Source organism: Microbispora sp. GKU 823, assembly GCF_002027145.1.
GTDB classification, from domain to species: Bacteria; Actinomycetota; Actinomycetes; order Streptosporangiales; family Streptosporangiaceae; genus Microbispora; species Microbispora siamensis.
In genome coordinates, this window is the sequence record NZ_MWJN01000153.1 from 1 (window position 1) to 15,513 (window position 15,513).

The following is a 15,513-nucleotide window of genomic DNA, read 5'->3' on the forward strand; positions in this document are numbered from 1 at the left end:
TGGAACGCCGGGTCGCATTGGCCCTCGCCGGCGCCGGAAGCCGGGGCCAGACCTACGCCTCGTGGGTGGCGCGCAACCCGGACCGCGCGCGGCTCGTCGCCGTGGCCGACCCGGACCCCCACCGGCGCGGCCTCGTCGCGGCCGGGCACCCCGGGGTGGCGGAGTACGCGACCTGGCAGGACATGCTGGCCGCGGACGTGCCGGCCGACGCGGTGATCGTGGCGACCCAGGACAGGGACCACGTCGACCCGGCCGTCGCGTTCGCCCAGGCCGGGCGCGACCTGCTGCTGGAGAAGCCGCTCGCGCCCACGGAAGAGGAGTGCCGGCGGATCGTCTCCGTGGTCACCGAGGCCGGCGTGCGGCTGGCGGTCTGCCACGTGCTGCGCTACACGCCGTACACCGACCTGGTGATGGAGGTGGTCCGCTCCGGCGTGCTGGGCGAGATCATGAGCGTCCAGCACCTGGAGCCGGTGGGCTGGTGGCACGCGGCCCACTCCTACGTCCGCGGGCCGTGGCGGAGCGAGAAGCTGGCCAGCCCGATGCTGCTCGCCAAGTCCTGCCACGACCTCGACTGGCTGGCGTACGTGACCGGGCGCAGGATCGCCCGGGTGGCGAGCTTCGGCGACCTCGGCCACTTCCGGCCCGACAAGCGCCCCGCGGGCGCCGCGGACCGCTGCCTGGACTGCGCGATCGAGCCCGAGTGCCCCTATTCGGCGCCCAAGCTCTACTACCCCGCGCTGCGGGAGCGCGGGGCCGTCTGGCCCGTCAGCGTGATCACCGACGCGACGGACGAGGCGGGCGTCACCGAGGCGCTGCGCACCGGCCCGTACGGCAGGTGCGTCTACGCCTGCGACAACGACGTCGTGGACCACCAAGTGCTGGCCCTGGAGTTCGAGGGCGGCGCCACCGGGACGTTCACGATGACCGCCTTCACCGAGCAGACCCACCGGCAGACCCGGATCTTCGGCAGCCACGGGCAGCTCGTCGGAGACGGCGAGCGGGTGACGGTCCTGGACTTCCGCACCGGCAGGACCGAGACCACCGAGGCCGGCCCCGTCGGCGGCGCCAACGCCGGCGAGGGCCACGGCGGCGGGGACGACGGCGTGATGGACGCCTTCGTGCGCGCCGTGGCCGTCGGCGACGACGCCCTGATCCGATCCGGCCCGGCCGAGTCGCTCGCCTCCCATCTCGCGGTCTTCGCCGCCGAGCGCGCCCGGCACTCCGGCACCGTCGTCGACGTGCCGGAACAGTGAACTTCCCCGATCCCCCAGAGAGGACCTTCCCCATGCGACTTCGCATGCTCGCGCCGGTCGTGGTGGCGGCGCTCGCCGCCGCGGCCACCGCCTGTGGCTCCGGCTCCGACGCCGAGTCCGGCAAGCAGACCGTGACCATGTGGGTGTACCCGATCATCCCGGACGAGGCCAAGCACAAGGCCTTCTGGGACGGACAGATCGCCGCGTTCACCAAGGACAATCCGAACATCGACGTCAAGGTCGAGATCTACCCCTGGGCCAAGCGCGAGGAGTCGCTCACCACGGCGATCGCCGGCAACAAGGGGCCCGACCTCGTCTACCTGATCCCCGACCAGATCCCGAAGTTCGCCAAGGCCATCCAGCCGGTCGACTCCTATCTGTCGGACACGGCCAAGGCGGACTACCGCGACAACGTCAAGCAGGCCGTCACCCTCGACGGGAAGCTGATGGGCGCCCCGATCCTGATGGGCGCGAACCCCCTGATGTGCAACCGGAAGGTGCTCGACGCGGCCGGGGTCGAGGCTCCCAAGACCTGGGACGACGTGCTCGCGATCGCGCCGAAGCTCAAGGAGAAGGGCTTCGACGTCACCAACTACTACGCCGACCCCGGCGCCACGCTGAACCAGTCGTTCTACCCCCTGCTGTGGGAGGCCGGCGGCAGCGTGTTCACGCCCGACGGCGCCAAGGTGGCCTTCGCCGGGCCCGAGGGCCTCAAGGCGCTGACCTTCCTCAAGACGCTGGCCGACAAGGGCTACGTCGAGAAGGACCTGCTCACCGGCATCCCCGCGTTCGAGCAGACGCACCTGGCGCAGAACAAGACGGCCTGCACCTGGCAGCAGGTGCCCGCGGACGTCGAGTCGTTCTGGGGCGCGGAGAACATCAAGATCTACCCGCCGCTGAGCGACGCCAAGCAGGTCGGCTACGGCTCCATCGGCGCGCTGTCGATGCTCAAGGGTTCCAAGGCCAAGGACGCCGCCGGCAAGTGGCTGGCCTTCGCCTCCGGCGCCGCCGTCACCAAGGCGTACGACACCGCCTCGGGCTTCTTCTCCCCGCAGAAGTCGACCGGCGCCCTCTACACGGACGGGCCGAACGCCGAGATGGAGAAGACGCTCGACCTGATGCAGGGCGCGCCGCTGCACGACAAGGCGCGCGACGTCATGGGCGTGCTCGCGCCGGAGATCCAGGCCGCGCTGATCGGCCAGAAGAGCCCGCAGCAGGCTCTCACCGACGCCGCCACCGCGGCCAACGCCCTCATCGGCCAATAAGACCAGCGTCCCCGGCCGCCCCGAGCAGGGGCGGCCGGGACGGCGCGACAAGTTTCGAGACACCTGTGAGGTACACCCGTGACGGTCACCGCGGAGGCGCGTCCGCGCCGAGTGACGGCCCGGCGCAGGTCGGCGGGCGCCCGGTACGAGGCCCGCTGGGGCCTGGCGTTCGTCCTGCCGTGCTTCCTGTTGTTCCTGGCCTTCCGGTTCGGCCCGGCCGTCGTGGGGACCTTACTCGGCTTCTTCGAGTACACGGTCGGCGACAGCCCGACGTTCGTCGGCCTGGACAACTTCCAGCGGATGCTGCACGATCCGCTCTTCTGGCAGGCGCTCAAGGTGACCGTGATCTACACGGTGCTCTACCTGCCGCTGTCCGTCGGCGTGTCGGTGGGCCTGGCGCTGCTCGTGCGCCGTTCGTTCCGCGGGGTCCGGCTGTTCCGGTCGATCTTCTTCCTGCCGGTCATCACCAGCCTCGTCCTGGCGGCGACCATCTTCACCTGGCTGTTCTCCTCGTCGGGGCCGCTCGGTGAGCTGATCGGCGGCTCCTGGCTGGCCTCGCCGGTGCTCGTCATCCCCGCCCTGGTGATCGTGTCGGTCTGGTCCCGTTTCGGGTACGGCATGCTGATCGTCCTGGCCCGGCTCCAGGACCTGCCGCGCGAGCTGGAGGAGGCGGCGCTCAGCGACGGCGCGGGCCCGTGGCAGCGTTTCCGCTACGTGGTCCTGCCGCAGCTCCGGTCCGCGATCTTCTTCCTGGCCGTGATCGAGACCACGAACTCCTTCCAGGTCTTCGACCTCGTCTACGTCATGACGAGCGGCGGTCCGGGCCGCTCCAGCTACACCCTGGTCATGGACCTCTACGACCAGGGCTTCAAGTACTTCGACCTCGGCTACGCCAGCGCCCTCGGCGTCGCCCTGTTCGTGCTCACTCTGTTCGTCGCGCTGATCCAGCGGCTGCTCATCGGGAGGGCCAAGTGACCGCATACCGAGCGCTGGAGCCGGGACGCGCCGGCCGGGCCGTACGGATCGTGCTCCTGAGCGTCGCCTCGATCGTCACGATCTTCCCGTTCTACGCGATGGTCGTGCTCAGCCTGAAGCCGGTGGCGGCGGTCGAGTTCCCCGGCAGCCTGCTGCCCTGGCCGCTGGCCACCGGGGCGTACGAGCGGGTGCTCGGCGGCGGCGACCTGCCGCTGTGGACGCTGAACACGCTGATCTACTCGGTGGTCAGCGTCGTGCTCGTGCTGCTGCTCGCCTCGCTCGCCGGATACGCCTTCGCGAAGAAGCGTTTCCCCGGCAAGGAGACGATGTTCTGGTCGTTCCTCGCGATGGTGATGGTGCCCTACCACGTGACGCTGATCCCGCTGTTCGTCCTGGTGGCCAACGCGGGCGGAGTGGACACCTTCTGGGGGCTCATCGTGCCGACCCTCGCCAACGCGCAGGCGGTCTTCCTGATGCGGCAGTTCATCGGCGCGCTGCCCGACGAACTGTTCGAGGCGGCGCGGCTGGACGGCGCCTCGGAATTGACGATCTTCGTGAGGATCGTGCTGCCCCTGTGCAAGCCGATCCTCGCCACGCTGGGCCTGTTCGTGTTCCTGTGGCACTGGAACGACTTCCTCTGGCCGCTGATCGTCGGGCAGAGCACCGACATGCGCACGCTGACGGTCGGCATCGCGTCGCTGCAGGAGCAGAACGTGCCGCTCAACGTCGTGCTCGCGGGCGCGACCGTGGCCTTCGTGCCGATCTTCGCCGCCTACCTCGTGGGACAGCGCTACCTCACCGAGGGCGTCACCATGTCTGGAATCAAGGGATAAACGATGTTCGACTCTGAATCCGCGCTGGAAGACCGGCTGACGACGCCGTCACCCGCCCTCGTCGCCTCCCTGGCCTCGGGTGCCGGCGACCTGGTCGTGCTCGGCGCGGGCGGCAAGATGGGCCCCACGCTGTGCCGCCTGGCCCGCCGGGGCCTCGACGAGGCCGGCCGTACGGGTGACGCTGTGTGGGCGGTCTCCCGCTGGTCCGACCCTGCCGCGGCCCGCGACCTGGAGCGGCACGGCGTGCGGACGGTGACGTTCGACCTGATGGGGAACGCGGACCTGGGCGCGCTGCCGGACGCCCGCGACGTGGTGTTCATGGTGGGGGCGAAGTTCGGCACCGCCGCCGCCCCCTACCTCGCCTGGGTGGTCAACGCCGCGCTGCCCGCGCGCGTCGCGGAGCGGTACGCCGGCGCGCGGATCGCCGCGTTCTCTACAGGGAACGTCTACCCGCTCACCGGCCTGGAGACCGGCGGCTGCGCCGAGACCGATGCGACCGGGCCGGTCGGGGAGTACGCGATGAGCTGCCTCGGCCGGGAGCGGGTGTTCGAGCACGCGGCGCAGCGCGGCACGCCGGTGAGCCTGCTGCGCCTGAACTACGCCGTGGACCTGCGCTACGGCGTGCTCGCCGACATCGGTCAGACGGTGCTGTCGGGGTCGCCGGTGGACGTCACCACCGGTCACGTCAACGTCGTGTGGCAGGGCTACGCGAACGAGGTCGCGCTGCGCTCCCTGGAGCACGCGTCGTCCGACGCCTTCGTGCTCAACCTCACCGGTCCCGAGACCGCGTCGGTCCGGCGGATCGCGTCCCGCTTCGCGGAGCGGTTCGGCGTCGCCGCGGAGTTCACCGGCGCCGAGGCCCGTACGGTCCTGCTCAGCGACGCCACGCGCTGCCACGCGCTGTTCGGCTACCCCGACGTCCCCCTGGGCACGCTGATCGACTGGCAGGCCGACTGGCTGCGGCGGGGACTGCCCGTCTCGGGCAAGCCCACCAAGTTCGCCGTGCGCGACGGGAGGTTCTGATGTCTCTCGCACCGCTGCTCGACGGGGCGGTCATCCCCGCCCACCCGCTCGCCCTCACCGCGGACCGCACGCTCGACGAGCGCCGCCAGCGGGCCCTCACCCGCTACTACCTCGCGGCGGGCGCCGGCGGGATCGCCGTCGGCGTGCACACCACCCAGTTCGCGATCCGGGAGGCCGGGCTGCTGCGGCCGGTGCTGGAACTGGCCGCGGAGACCGTCGCCGCGAGCGACAGGGCAGGGGACGTCGTGACGATCGCGGGCGCCTGCGGCCCCGTCGCGCAGGCGGTCGCGGAGGCGGAGCTCGCGGCGGGCCTCGGGTACGACGCGGTGCTGCTGTCGCCGGTCGTCCCCGGCGCCACCGAGGCCGACCTGCTGGAGCGGGCGCGCGCGGTGGGCGAGGTGCTGCCGGTGATCGGGTTCTACCTGCAACGGGCCATCGGCGGCCCGGAGCTGTCCCGGGGCTTCTGGCGGGCGCTCGCCGACCAGCCGTCCACCGTCGCCATCAAGGTCGCGCCGTTCGACCGGTATCGCACGCTGGAGGTCGCGCACGGCGTCGCCGCCTCCGCCCGGAGCGAGGAGGTGGCGCTCTACACCGGCAACGACGACCACATCATCGGCGACCTGCTCGCCACGCTGCCCGGCGGGCTGCGGTTCCGCGGCGGCCTGCTCGGCCAGTGGGCGGTCTGGACCCGGGCCGCCGTGGCGATGGTCGAGCAGGTGTCCCGGGACCCCGCAGGGCTGGCCGGGAAGGCGCAGCAGCTCACCGACGCCAACGCGGCGGTGTTCGACGCCGCGCACGGCTTCGCCGGGTGCATCGCGGGTGTGCACGAGGTGCTCAGGCGGCAGGGCCTGCTCGCCGGCGTCTGGTGCCTCGACCCGGACGAGGGCCTGTCGCCCGGCCAGGCCGAGGAGCTGACCCGGGTGACGGCCGCCTACCCCTGGCTCGTGGACGACGACTTCGTGGCGGAGCACCTCGATGCCTGGCTCGCCTGACGCGCGCACGCTGGTCTGCGTGCCGCCGGACCTGCGCGCCCGGCTGTTCGGGGGAGAGCTCGGCGGGGCCCGCCTGCTCGACGACCCGGCCGACCGGGCCGGCCTGGCGGAGGCGCTGCCCGGCACGGAGATCCTGGTCACGGGCTGGGGAATGCCGGTCCTCGACGCGGCCCTGCTGGACCTCGCGCCGAGCCTGCGGCTGGTCGCCCACATCGGCGCCAGCGTCAAGTTCTTCGTCACCGGCGAGGTGTTCGCGCGGGGGATCAGGGTGACCCAGGCGGGGCAGGCGATGGCCCGCCCGGTCGCCGAGGTGGCGCTCGCCTTCACCCTGTCCCTCCTGCACCGCATCCACCGTTTCGACCACGCGCTGCGCGGCGGTGCCGAGTGGCACGCGGCGGAGCAGGCGCCGCCGCGGCACGAGATCCTTGGATGCCGCGTCGGGGTCGTCGGCGCCTCCCGCACCGGCCGGGCGTACCTGGAGCTGGTGCGCGCCCTCGGCGCGGAGACGGTGGTGAGCGATCCCTACTTCGCGGGGGAGCCCGGCGTGCCCGCCGTGCCGCTGGACGAACTGCTGGCCACGAGCAGGATCGTGGCCCTGCACGCGCCGGTGCTGCCGGAGACCAGGCACCTGCTCGGCGCGCGCGAGCTGGCGCTCATGCCCGACGGCGCGGGGCTGGTGAACACGGCCAGATCGTGGCTGGTGGACGAGGAGGCGCTCCTGGCGGAGCTGCGCACCGGGCGGATCGACGCCGCGATCGACGTCTTCGACGCCGAGCCGCTGCCCGCGGACCACGGATTCAGGAGCCTGCCGAACGTCCTGCTCACGCCGCACCAGGCGGCCGGGACGGTCGAGGCGCGGCGGCGCCAGGGCGCGCTCGTGCTGGACGAGATCCGGCGCCACCGCGCGGAGCTCGCGCTGCGTCACGAGGTGACTCCCGAGATGCTGGAGCGGATGGGTTGACCGAGTTCAGGACCGTGCGCGCGGACGAGGTGACCTCCCTGTACGCGCTGTGGGCGGGGGCCTTCACCGCGTCCCACATCGTGCCGCTGTACGAGCAGGACGAGGGGCGCCTCGGCCGCACGCTCGTGGCCGCGGACGCCACCGGCGTCCTGGCCGTGGTGTACTGGCTGCCCCGCGACGTGCGCGACGCTCACGGCGGCGTCCGGCGGGTGGGCTGCGTGTCCAGCGTCGCGACGAGGCCGGACGCCCGGGGCAGGGGACTGGTCAGGCGGTTGCTCGCGATGGCGGCCGACGCGATGACGGCGGCCGGGTGCGCGTGGTCGCTGCTGTTCACCGGCACGCCGGGCGTCTACTCCGGTTCCGGCTGGCGGGTGTTCGACCGGCCGCGCGTGGACGGCCGCTTCGCCGCCGCCGGGACTCTCGCCGCCGGCTGGACTCTCGACGCAGGCTGGACCGCCGGACCGGCCGGGCTCGGCGACTGGACCGTGCACGACGACTGGACCGTGCTCGCCGCGCTGCACGACCGGCACGACGACCGACGCCCGCTCACCACCGTGCGTTCCGCCCGGGACTGGACCGGCCGCGTCCCGGTCTGGTACGGCCCGCCGCACGAGATCCTGCTGGTCCGCGAGCACGGCACCCCCATGGCGTACGCGGTGGTGGACTGGAGCGCCGGGGACGTGGTCGAGGTGGCGCTCGCGGACGGCCGGGCGGCCGCGCCCCTGCTGCGTGCCGTGGCCGCCGAGGCCCGTGCGCGCGGTGTGCGGTCGGGATGCCTGCGCGCGCCGCTCGACCCTCCGATCCGGTCCGCCCTGCCCCTCCTCTTCGAGGAATGGGAGCGCCGGGACGAGCAGACCGGCATGGCCAGGCCGCTGCTGCTAAAGGAGGCCGAGGTCAGGGCCGTCGTCGAACATCCGCTCGCCGTGCACTGGACGGCCGACTATTTCTGACCGTCACCGCCGCCGAAGGCTAAAGTGCTACCAGAACCTTGTTCTCTTTCTGGAAGGGTGGCGCCATGCCTGCTGGTGAGGATTCCGAGCTGAGGTTCGACGGGAGGGTGGCGATCGTCACCGGAGCCGGGCACGGGCTCGGCCGGTCGCACGCGCTGCTGCTCGGCCGGCGCGGGGCGAAGGTCGTCGTCAACGACCTCGGCGGCGCCCTCGACGGCTCCGGCGCGTCCTCGGGACCGGCGGCGGAGGTCGCCGAGCTGATCGTGAAGAACGGCGGAGAGGCGGTGGCCAGCACCGACAACGTCGCCACGCCGGAGGGCGCGGAGGCGATCGTGCGGACCGCGCTCGACGCGTTCGGCCGCGTGGACGTGGTCGTCAACAACGCCGGCATCCTGCGCGACCGCTCGTTCGGGAAGATGACGGTCGAGGAGTTCGACGCCGTGATCGCCGTGCACGTGCGCGGCTCGTTCCTGGTCAGCCGGGCGGCGTTTCCGCACATGAAGGAGCAGGCGTACGGGCGGATCGTGAACACCTCCTCGCCCGCCGGGCTGTTCGGCAACTTCGGCCAGGCCAACTACTCGACAGCCAAGATGGGCCTGGTGGGCCTGACCAAGACGCTCGGCATCGAGGGCGCGCGGGCGAACATCAGGGCCAACGCGATCGCCCCCGTGGCGTGGACGCGGATGACCGAGACGCTGCTGCCCGCGGAGTTCGAGAGCAAGTTCACCCCCGAGCGGGTCAGCCCGCTGGTGGCGTACCTGGCCCACGAGAGCTGCGAGACCAGCGGCGAGGTGTTCTCGGTCGGGGCCGGCCGGATCGCCCGGGTGTTCGTGGCAGAGGGGCCGGGCTGGCGGACCGACGACCTCACCGTCGAGGCGATCCGCGACAACTGGGAGGCCGTCATGGCCGAGCAGCCCTATCTCCCCACGAAGCTGGGCGAGCAGGCCGGCGCCTCCCTGCAGGCGATGCTCTGACCTCCCTCGCCGCGCCCGGCCGGCCGTCAGAGCTCCTCGGCCGGCTCCGGCGGGCCGATGAGGTCGAGGGACAGGTCCCCGGGCCGCCGGGGCGCGGGCGCGCGGCCGGGCGGCTGCCTGACCCGCAGGCCGGGGAAGGGCGGCGGCGCGTTGCGCCGGGCCTGCGGCTGCGCGCCGAGCGTGAACTCCTCGCCGTGGTGCGACAGCGTGAGGGGCGGGCCGTGCAGGAGCCGGTACGTCGTGCCGTCCGGGGTGACGTCGACCCGCAGCAGGCGGCCCCGGTAGCGTACGCGGAAGGTGAGCCGGGTGATGCCCGAGGGCAGGCGGGGGGCGAAGCAGACCCGCCCCTCGCGTGCCCGCATGCCGCCGAACCCGGCCACCAGCGCGATCCACGCCCCGGCCAGCGAGGCCATGTGGACGCCGTCGCGGGTGTTGTGCTCGAGGTCGCGCAGGTCCATCAGCGCGGCCTCGCCCAGATAGGCGTAGGCGAGGTCGAGCTGTCCCACCTCGGCGGCGAGCACGGCCTGCGTGCAGGCCGACAGCGAGGAGTCCCGCACGGTCAGCGCCTCGTAGTAGGCGAAGTTGCGCGCTTTCTGCTCGAGGGTGAACGCCTCGCCGCACAGGTGCATGGCCAGCACGAGGTCGGCCTGCTTGACGACCTGCTTGCGGTAGAGGTCGAAGTAGGGGAAGTGGAGCAGCAGCGGATACTGCTCGGGTGCGGTGCCCGCGAAGTCCCACACCGCGTGCCCGGTGAAGCCCTCGCTCTGCTCGTGGACCCCCAGCCGCTCGTCGTACGGCAGGTAGGTGGCGGCGGCGCAATCGCGCCACATGGCGGTCTCCTCCAGCGTGACCCCCAACTGCTCGGCCCGGTCGCGGTGGCGTACGGCCGCCGCGGCGGCGGCCCGCAGGTTCCGCTGGGCCATGAGGTTGGTGTAGACGTTGTTGTCCGCGATGGCGCTGTACTCGTCCGGGCCGGTCATGCCGTCGAGGCGGTAGCGGCCCTCGGCGTCGTGGTGGCCGAGCGCGCACCACAGCCGGGCGGTCGCGACGAGCAGCGGCAGGCCGATGTCCCGCTCGAAGTCGGTGTCCTCGGTCGCGTCGACGTACCGCGTGACCGCGGCGGCGATGTCGGCGTTGACGTGGAAGGCCGCCGTGCCCGCCGGCCAGTATCCCGAGCACTCCTCGCCGTTGATCGTCCGCCAGGGGAAGGCGGCCCCGCCGGCAAGCCCGAGCTGCTCGGCCCGCGCCTGGGCGAGGGGCAGGATCGAGGCGCGCCACGTCAGGGCGTCGGCGGCGGCCCGGGGGTAGGTGTAGGTGGCCACCGGAAGCACGAAGCTCTCGGTGTCCCAGAACGCGTGCCCGTCGTAGCCCGAGCCGGTCAGCCCCTTGCCCGGGATGGGCCGCCCGCTCAGCCGGCGCCCGCCCTGGAGCAGGTGGAACAGCCCGAAGCGCACGGCCTGCTGCACCTCGGCGTCGCCCTCGACCTCGACGTCGGCGCCCGCCCAGAAGTCGTCGAGGAAGGCGCGCTGCTCGGCGCACAGGCCGTCCCACCCGGTGAGCCGGGCCGCCGCCAGCGCCGCCACGACCTGGTCGTGCATCGCGGGCCTGGATCGCTTGGCCGACCAGCCGTAGGCGAAGAACTTGTCAAGCCGCAGCCGCTCGCCCGGCACGAGCCGGGTGGCGATCGTGACCCGGCTGACGTTGCCGCCGCCGTCGCACTCGGCCCGGGTGCCGTCCGGGCCGTCGATCTCGTGGCGCATCGCCGCCGCGACCCGCAGCCGGCTGGCCCTGGTGGAGTGGACCATGACGCACACGTTGTTGCGCGCGGCGACGTTCTCCTCCAGGACCAGCGGCGCCTCCAGCGCTGCGGCGGCGCGGGGGTCGGCGGTCGGCGGCGGCACGGTCTCGTTGGCCACCAGTTCCGACTGGACGACGACGTTGAGCGGCTGGTCCACCGGCTCCACCTCGTAGCGGACCGCTGCCACGGCCCGGTGGGTGAACGACACGAGCCGGGTCGAGGTGACGCGCACCTGGGCCCCGGTCGGCGAGCTCCAGCAGGCCTTCCGGGTGAGCGTCCCCGCCCGCAGGTCGAGGACCCGCTCGTGTGAGTGCAGCGTGCCGTAGCGGACGTCGAACGGCTCGTCGTCCACGAGCAGCCGGATCAGCTTGCCGTTGGTGACGTTGACGACCGTCTGCCCGGACTCGGGGTAGCCGTAGCCCGCCTCGGCGTACGGCAGCGGGCGCAGCTCGTAGAAGGAGTTGAGGTAGGTGCCCGGCAGGCCGTACGGCTCGCCCTCGTCGAGGTTGCCGCGCAGCCCGATGTGCCCGTTGGACAGCGCGAACACCGACTCGGTCTGGGCGAGCACGTCGGTGTGCAGGTGGCACTCCCGCACCGACCACGGCTCGACGATGAAGGCGGGATGCTTGATCATTTGTCGTCCAGCAGTTCGGAGAGGTCCGTCACCACCACGTCGGCGCCGTTGTCCCGCAGGCTTCGGCCTGATGCCCGCGGTCCACGCCCACCACGACGGCGAAGCCGCCCGCGCGCCCGGCGGCGACCCCCGCCAGCGCGTCCTCGAACACCGCGGCCTCGGCCGGTGCGAGCCCGAGCGCCTCGGCGGCGGCGAGGAACATGTCGGGGGCGGGCTTGCCCGCCAGCCCGCGTTCCCTGGCCACCTCGCCGTCGATCCGCGCATCGAACATGTCGTCGAGCCCGGCCGCGGCGAGCACGCGCGCGGTGTTGGCGCTGCTGGAGACCACCGCGCGGCGCAGTCCCGCGTCGTGGGCGGCGCGCAGGTAGCGCACCGAGCCCTCGAAGACCTCCACGCCCTGCCGGTCGAGGATCCCTTGGACCAGTTCGTTCTTGCGGTTGCTCAGGCCGTTGACCGTGGGCATGCCCGGCGGGTCGTCCGGCTTGCCCTCGGGCAGGTCGATGCCCCTGGCCCGCAGGAACCCCCGGGTGCCGTCCAGGCGCTTCTTGCCGTCGACGTACCGCTCGTAGTCGCCGGTCTCGTCGAAGGGCACGAACGGCGTGCCGGTCGCGACCGCCCGCTCGCGCAGGTACTCGTCGAACATCTCCTTCCACGCCGCGGCGTGGATCCGGGCCGTGCGCGTGAGCACCCCGTCCATGTCGAACAGGCAGCCGCGCACCCCGTCAGGCAAACCCAGCATGTCAGGCAACCCCCAGCGTGCGCCTTCCAACCATCCTCTCTGCTCTCCTACCCCGCACGCAGGACGCTACTTTTGCTGATTTCAGCGAAAGGTTGCATCACATCGATAAAAGGTCTTCCCCAATCAGCAGAAAAGAGGTACGTTTCCAGCCAATCACCGGGACGCGGAGGCGTACGTGAAGAGGACGACCATCAGGCCGGAGAACGTCCACCAGGCCGCGCTCCTGCGGTTGCTGAGGGACGGCGGGCGTTCCCGTGCCGAACTCGGCGACGTGGTGGACCTGTCACGGTCGAAGCTCAACGTCGAGCTGGACCGGCTGCTCGAGCTGGGGCTCGCAGAGCCCGACGGACTGGCCGCCTCGCGTGGCGGCCGGCGCTCGGGACGCGTACGGCTGGCCCGTGACATCCGGTTCGGCGGGATCGACATCGGCGCCACCTCGATCGACGTCGCGGTCACCGACGGTGAGCTCAACGTGCTCGGTCACCTGAGCGAGCCCTGCGACATCAAGGAGGGGCCCGCCGTCGTGCTCGACCGGGCCATCGAACTGCTCGGCAAGCTGAGCAGGGACGGGCTGTTCACCGATCTGAGCGGCGCCGGCATCGGCGTCCCCGGGCCGGTGAGTTTCGCCGAAGGCGTTCCGGTGGTGCCGCCGATCATGCCGGGCTGGGACCGTTACCCGGTCAGGGAGACGGTCGGGCAGGCGCTGTGCTGTCCCACGGTGGTCGACAACGACGTCAACATCATGGCGCTCGGGGAACTGCACGCCGGTGTCGCGCGGCACGTCGAGGACTTCCTGCTCGTCAAGATCGGCACCGGTATCGGCTGCGGCATCGTGGTGGACAGCAAGATCTACCGCGGGGTGTCGGGCAGCGCCGGCGACATCGGCCACATCCGGGTGGACGACCTCGGGCCGGTCTGCTCCTGCGGCAACTCGGGCTGTCTGGAGGCATACTTCGGCGGCGCCGCGCTGGCGCGGGAGGCCGTCGCGGTGGCCCGCTCGGGCGGCTCGCCGTACCTGGCCGAACGGCTCGCGGTCGCGGGCACGCTGACGGCCGAGGACGTCGCCGCCGCGGCGGCGCAGGGGCGACGCGGGCGCGATCGGGCTGATCCGCGACGGCGGGCGCCGGGTGGGCCAGGTGCTGGCGAGCCTGGTCAGCTTCTTCAACCCCGGCCTAGTGATCATCGCGGGCGGCGTGGCCAAGCTCGGCCACGTGCTGCTCGCGGAGATCAGAAGCGTCGTCTACCGCAGGTCGCTGCCGCTCGCCACCGGAAACCTGCCGATCGTGCTGTCCGAACTCGGCGATACCGCGGGTGTCATCGGCGCCACCCGCCTCATCAGCGACCACGTCTACTCCGCCAACTGATCATCGTTGGGAGACCCCCATGGGAGACGAACACCCCCTGCTTCAAATGAGGGGGATCGTCAAGCAGTTCCCCGGCGTACGCGCGCTGGACGGCGTGGACCTTGAGGTCAGAGCCGGAGAAGTGCACTGCCTGCTCGGCCAGAACGGCGCCGGAAAGTCCACGCTCATCAAGATCCTGTCCGGTGCCCACGAGCCCGACGAGGGCGAGGTGCTGCTCGACGGCTCGCCCGTACGGCTGGCGCCGCCGACCGCGGCCATGGGCCACGGAATCGCCACCATCTATCAGGAGCTCGACCTGGTCGACGGGTTGAGCGTCACGGAGAACATCTTCCTCGGCCACGAGATGGCGACCTTCGGGTTCTCCCGCCGGGCCGAGGCCGACCGGGCGACGTCCGAGCTGCTCAAGCGGCTGGGGCACGGCGAGATCCGCCCCCGCACGGAGGTGGGCCGGCTGTCCCCGGCGCACAAGCAGATCGTCAGCATGGCCAGGGCGCTGTCGCACTCGGCCCGGCTGATCATCATGGACGAGCCGTCGGCCGCGCTGGCCCACGACGAGGTCGAGAACCTCTTCCGGGTGATCCGCGACCTCACCTCCCAGGGTGTTGCGGTGATCTACATCTCCCACCGCCTGGAGGAGATCCGCGAGATCGGCGACCGCGTCACGGTGCTGAAGGACGGCCGCACGGTCGCGGTGGGGCTGGCGGCCAAGGACACGCCGACCTCGCAGATCGTGGCGCTGATGACCGGCCGCAACGTCGAGTACGTCTTCCCGCCCCGGCCGGACAGGGACGCCCACGAGGGGCGGCCCGAGGTGCTGCGGGTGGAGAACCTGACGCTGCCCGGCCGGTTCGCCGACGTGTCGTTCAGCATCAGGGCCGGGGAGATCGTCGGCCTGGCCGGTCTGGTCGGCTCGGGCCGCAGCGAGATCATCGAGGCGATCTACGGCGCACGGCGGGCGAGCGGCCGGGTCGTGCTCGACGGGCAGACGGTGCGGCCGGGCAGCACGACCCGCGCGGTGCGGATGGGCATGGGCCTGGCGCCCGAGGAGCGCAAGGCGCAGGCGTTGCTGCTGGACCACCCCGTCGCGCAGAACATCACGCTGGCGAGCCTGAGCCGCTACACCAAGCCGCGATGGCTGGGCTGGCTCGACCGCAGGACCGAGTTCGCCGAGGCCAAACGGCTGTCGGAGGCGCTGGACATCCGTCCGCCCGATCCGCGCCGGCCGATCAGGACGTTGTCGGGCGGCAACCAGCAGAAGGCGGTGCTGGGGCGCTGGCTGGCCGAGGACCGCAAGCTGCTGCTACTGGACGAGCCCACGCGTGGTGTGGACGTCGGAGCCCGGGCCGAGCTGTACGCGCTGGTGCGCAAGCTGGCCGACGACGGCATCGGCGTGCTGCTGGTGTCCAGCGAGGTGCCCGAGGTGCTCGGCCTGGCCGACCGTGTGCTGGTCATCCGCGAGGGCCGGATCGTCCACGAGGCGCCGGCCGAGGACCTGGACGAGCACCGCGTGCTCGACCTGGTGATGGTCTCCGCGGAGGAGACGTCCGGGTCCGACGAAGCAAATCCCCCCTCCGAAGGAGCGTTCCATGACTGAGGTCGATCAGGCCGCGCCGGCCGGTCCCCGCGTGAAGGCGGCGGGCCCGGGCGGTCGCCTCGGCCGGCTGGGTGAGGTCCGGCATCTGGGTCTGGTCGCGGCGCTGGTGCTGCTGGCGATCGTGGGCCTGGTGACCCGGCCGGAGAACTTCGCCACGT

Annotated in this window: 13 protein-coding genes and 1 pseudogene; 12 read left to right on the forward strand and 2 right to left on the reverse strand. The window is 72.1% G+C overall.

Annotated elements, in window-relative coordinates; genetic code table 11:
• The 9 genes from B1L11_RS41690 to B1L11_RS41730 all read left to right on the forward strand — a co-directional run.
• A partial coding sequence (locus B1L11_RS41690; protein ID WP_306291774.1) for a Gfo/Idh/MocA family protein occupies positions 1–1,253 on the forward strand: 1,253 nt, incomplete at its 5' end.
• A 32-nt stretch (positions 1,254–1,285) separates the two neighbouring features.
• Positions 1,286–2,518, forward strand: coding sequence for a sugar ABC transporter substrate-binding protein (locus tag B1L11_RS41695; RefSeq protein WP_079320708.1), 1,233 nt, complete (start codon positions 1,286–1,288; stop codon positions 2,516–2,518).
• Between the two features lie 78 nt (positions 2,519–2,596).
• Complete coding sequence (locus tag B1L11_RS41700) at positions 2,597–3,493, forward strand: carbohydrate ABC transporter permease (protein ID WP_079320709.1); 897 nt, start codon at positions 2,597–2,599, stop codon at positions 3,491–3,493.
• Positions 3,490–4,326 (forward strand): carbohydrate ABC transporter permease, encoded by an 837-nt coding sequence (locus tag B1L11_RS41705; protein ID WP_079320710.1) that lies wholly within the window; start codon positions 3,490–3,492, stop codon positions 4,324–4,326. Before B1L11_RS41700 ends, B1L11_RS41705 begins: the two co-directional genes overlap by 4 nt.
• A 3-nt stretch (positions 4,327–4,329) precedes the next feature.
• Positions 4,330–5,349 (forward strand): NAD(P)-dependent oxidoreductase, encoded by a 1,020-nt coding sequence (locus B1L11_RS41710; RefSeq protein WP_079320711.1) that lies wholly within the window; start codon positions 4,330–4,332, stop codon positions 5,347–5,349.
• Positions 5,349–6,341, forward strand: coding sequence for a dihydrodipicolinate synthase family protein (locus B1L11_RS41715; protein WP_079320712.1), 993 nt, complete (start codon positions 5,349–5,351; stop codon positions 6,339–6,341). The genes B1L11_RS41710 and B1L11_RS41715 overlap by 1 nt, the downstream gene beginning before the upstream one ends.
• On the forward strand, positions 6,325–7,302 hold the full coding sequence (locus B1L11_RS41720) for a hydroxyacid dehydrogenase (protein WP_079320713.1): 978 nt from the start codon (positions 6,325–6,327) through the stop codon (positions 7,300–7,302). The genes B1L11_RS41715 and B1L11_RS41720 overlap by 17 nt, the downstream gene beginning before the upstream one ends.
• Positions 7,299–8,252: a GNAT family N-acetyltransferase gene (locus B1L11_RS41725; protein WP_079320714.1), complete on the forward strand. Its 954-nt coding sequence runs from the start codon at positions 7,299–7,301 to the stop codon at positions 8,250–8,252. Before B1L11_RS41720 ends, B1L11_RS41725 begins: the two co-directional genes overlap by 4 nt.
• Positions 8,253–8,317: 65 nt before the next feature.
• The gene (locus B1L11_RS41730) at positions 8,318–9,226 is read left to right on the forward strand and encodes an SDR family oxidoreductase (protein WP_079320715.1); all 909 of its coding nucleotides are present in this window, start codon (positions 8,318–8,320) and stop codon (positions 9,224–9,226) included.
• A gap of 26 nt (positions 9,227–9,252) precedes the next feature.
• Here B1L11_RS41730 and B1L11_RS41735 read toward each other — a convergent pair whose 3' ends face one another.
• Positions 9,253–11,658: a glycoside hydrolase family 65 protein gene (locus tag B1L11_RS41735; RefSeq protein ID WP_079320716.1), complete on the reverse strand. Its 2,406-nt coding sequence runs from the start codon at positions 11,656–11,658 to the stop codon at positions 9,253–9,255.
• Positions 11,659–11,686: 28 nt separating this feature from the next.
• Positions 11,687–12,397 (reverse strand): beta-phosphoglucomutase family hydrolase, encoded by a 711-nt coding sequence (locus B1L11_RS41740; RefSeq protein ID WP_306291775.1) that lies wholly within the window; start codon positions 12,395–12,397, stop codon positions 11,687–11,689.
• A 472-nt stretch (positions 12,398–12,869) separates the two neighbouring features.
• Between B1L11_RS41740 and B1L11_RS53260 the strand changes: the two are divergent.
• The 3 genes and pseudogenes from B1L11_RS53260 to B1L11_RS41750 all read left to right on the forward strand — a co-directional run.
• Positions 12,870–13,319: pseudogene (locus tag B1L11_RS53260) on the forward strand (ROK family protein); the annotation flags it as partial.
• A gap of 214 nt (positions 13,320–13,533) precedes the next feature.
• Positions 13,534–13,761, forward strand: coding sequence for an ROK family protein (locus B1L11_RS53265; RefSeq protein WP_256863350.1), 228 nt, complete (start codon positions 13,534–13,536; stop codon positions 13,759–13,761).
• A 46-nt stretch (positions 13,762–13,807) separates the two neighbouring features.
• Positions 13,808–15,355, forward strand: coding sequence for a sugar ABC transporter ATP-binding protein (locus B1L11_RS41750; RefSeq protein ID WP_256863349.1), 1,548 nt, complete (start codon positions 13,808–13,810; stop codon positions 15,353–15,355).
• Positions 15,356–15,513 lie beyond the last annotated feature (158 nt).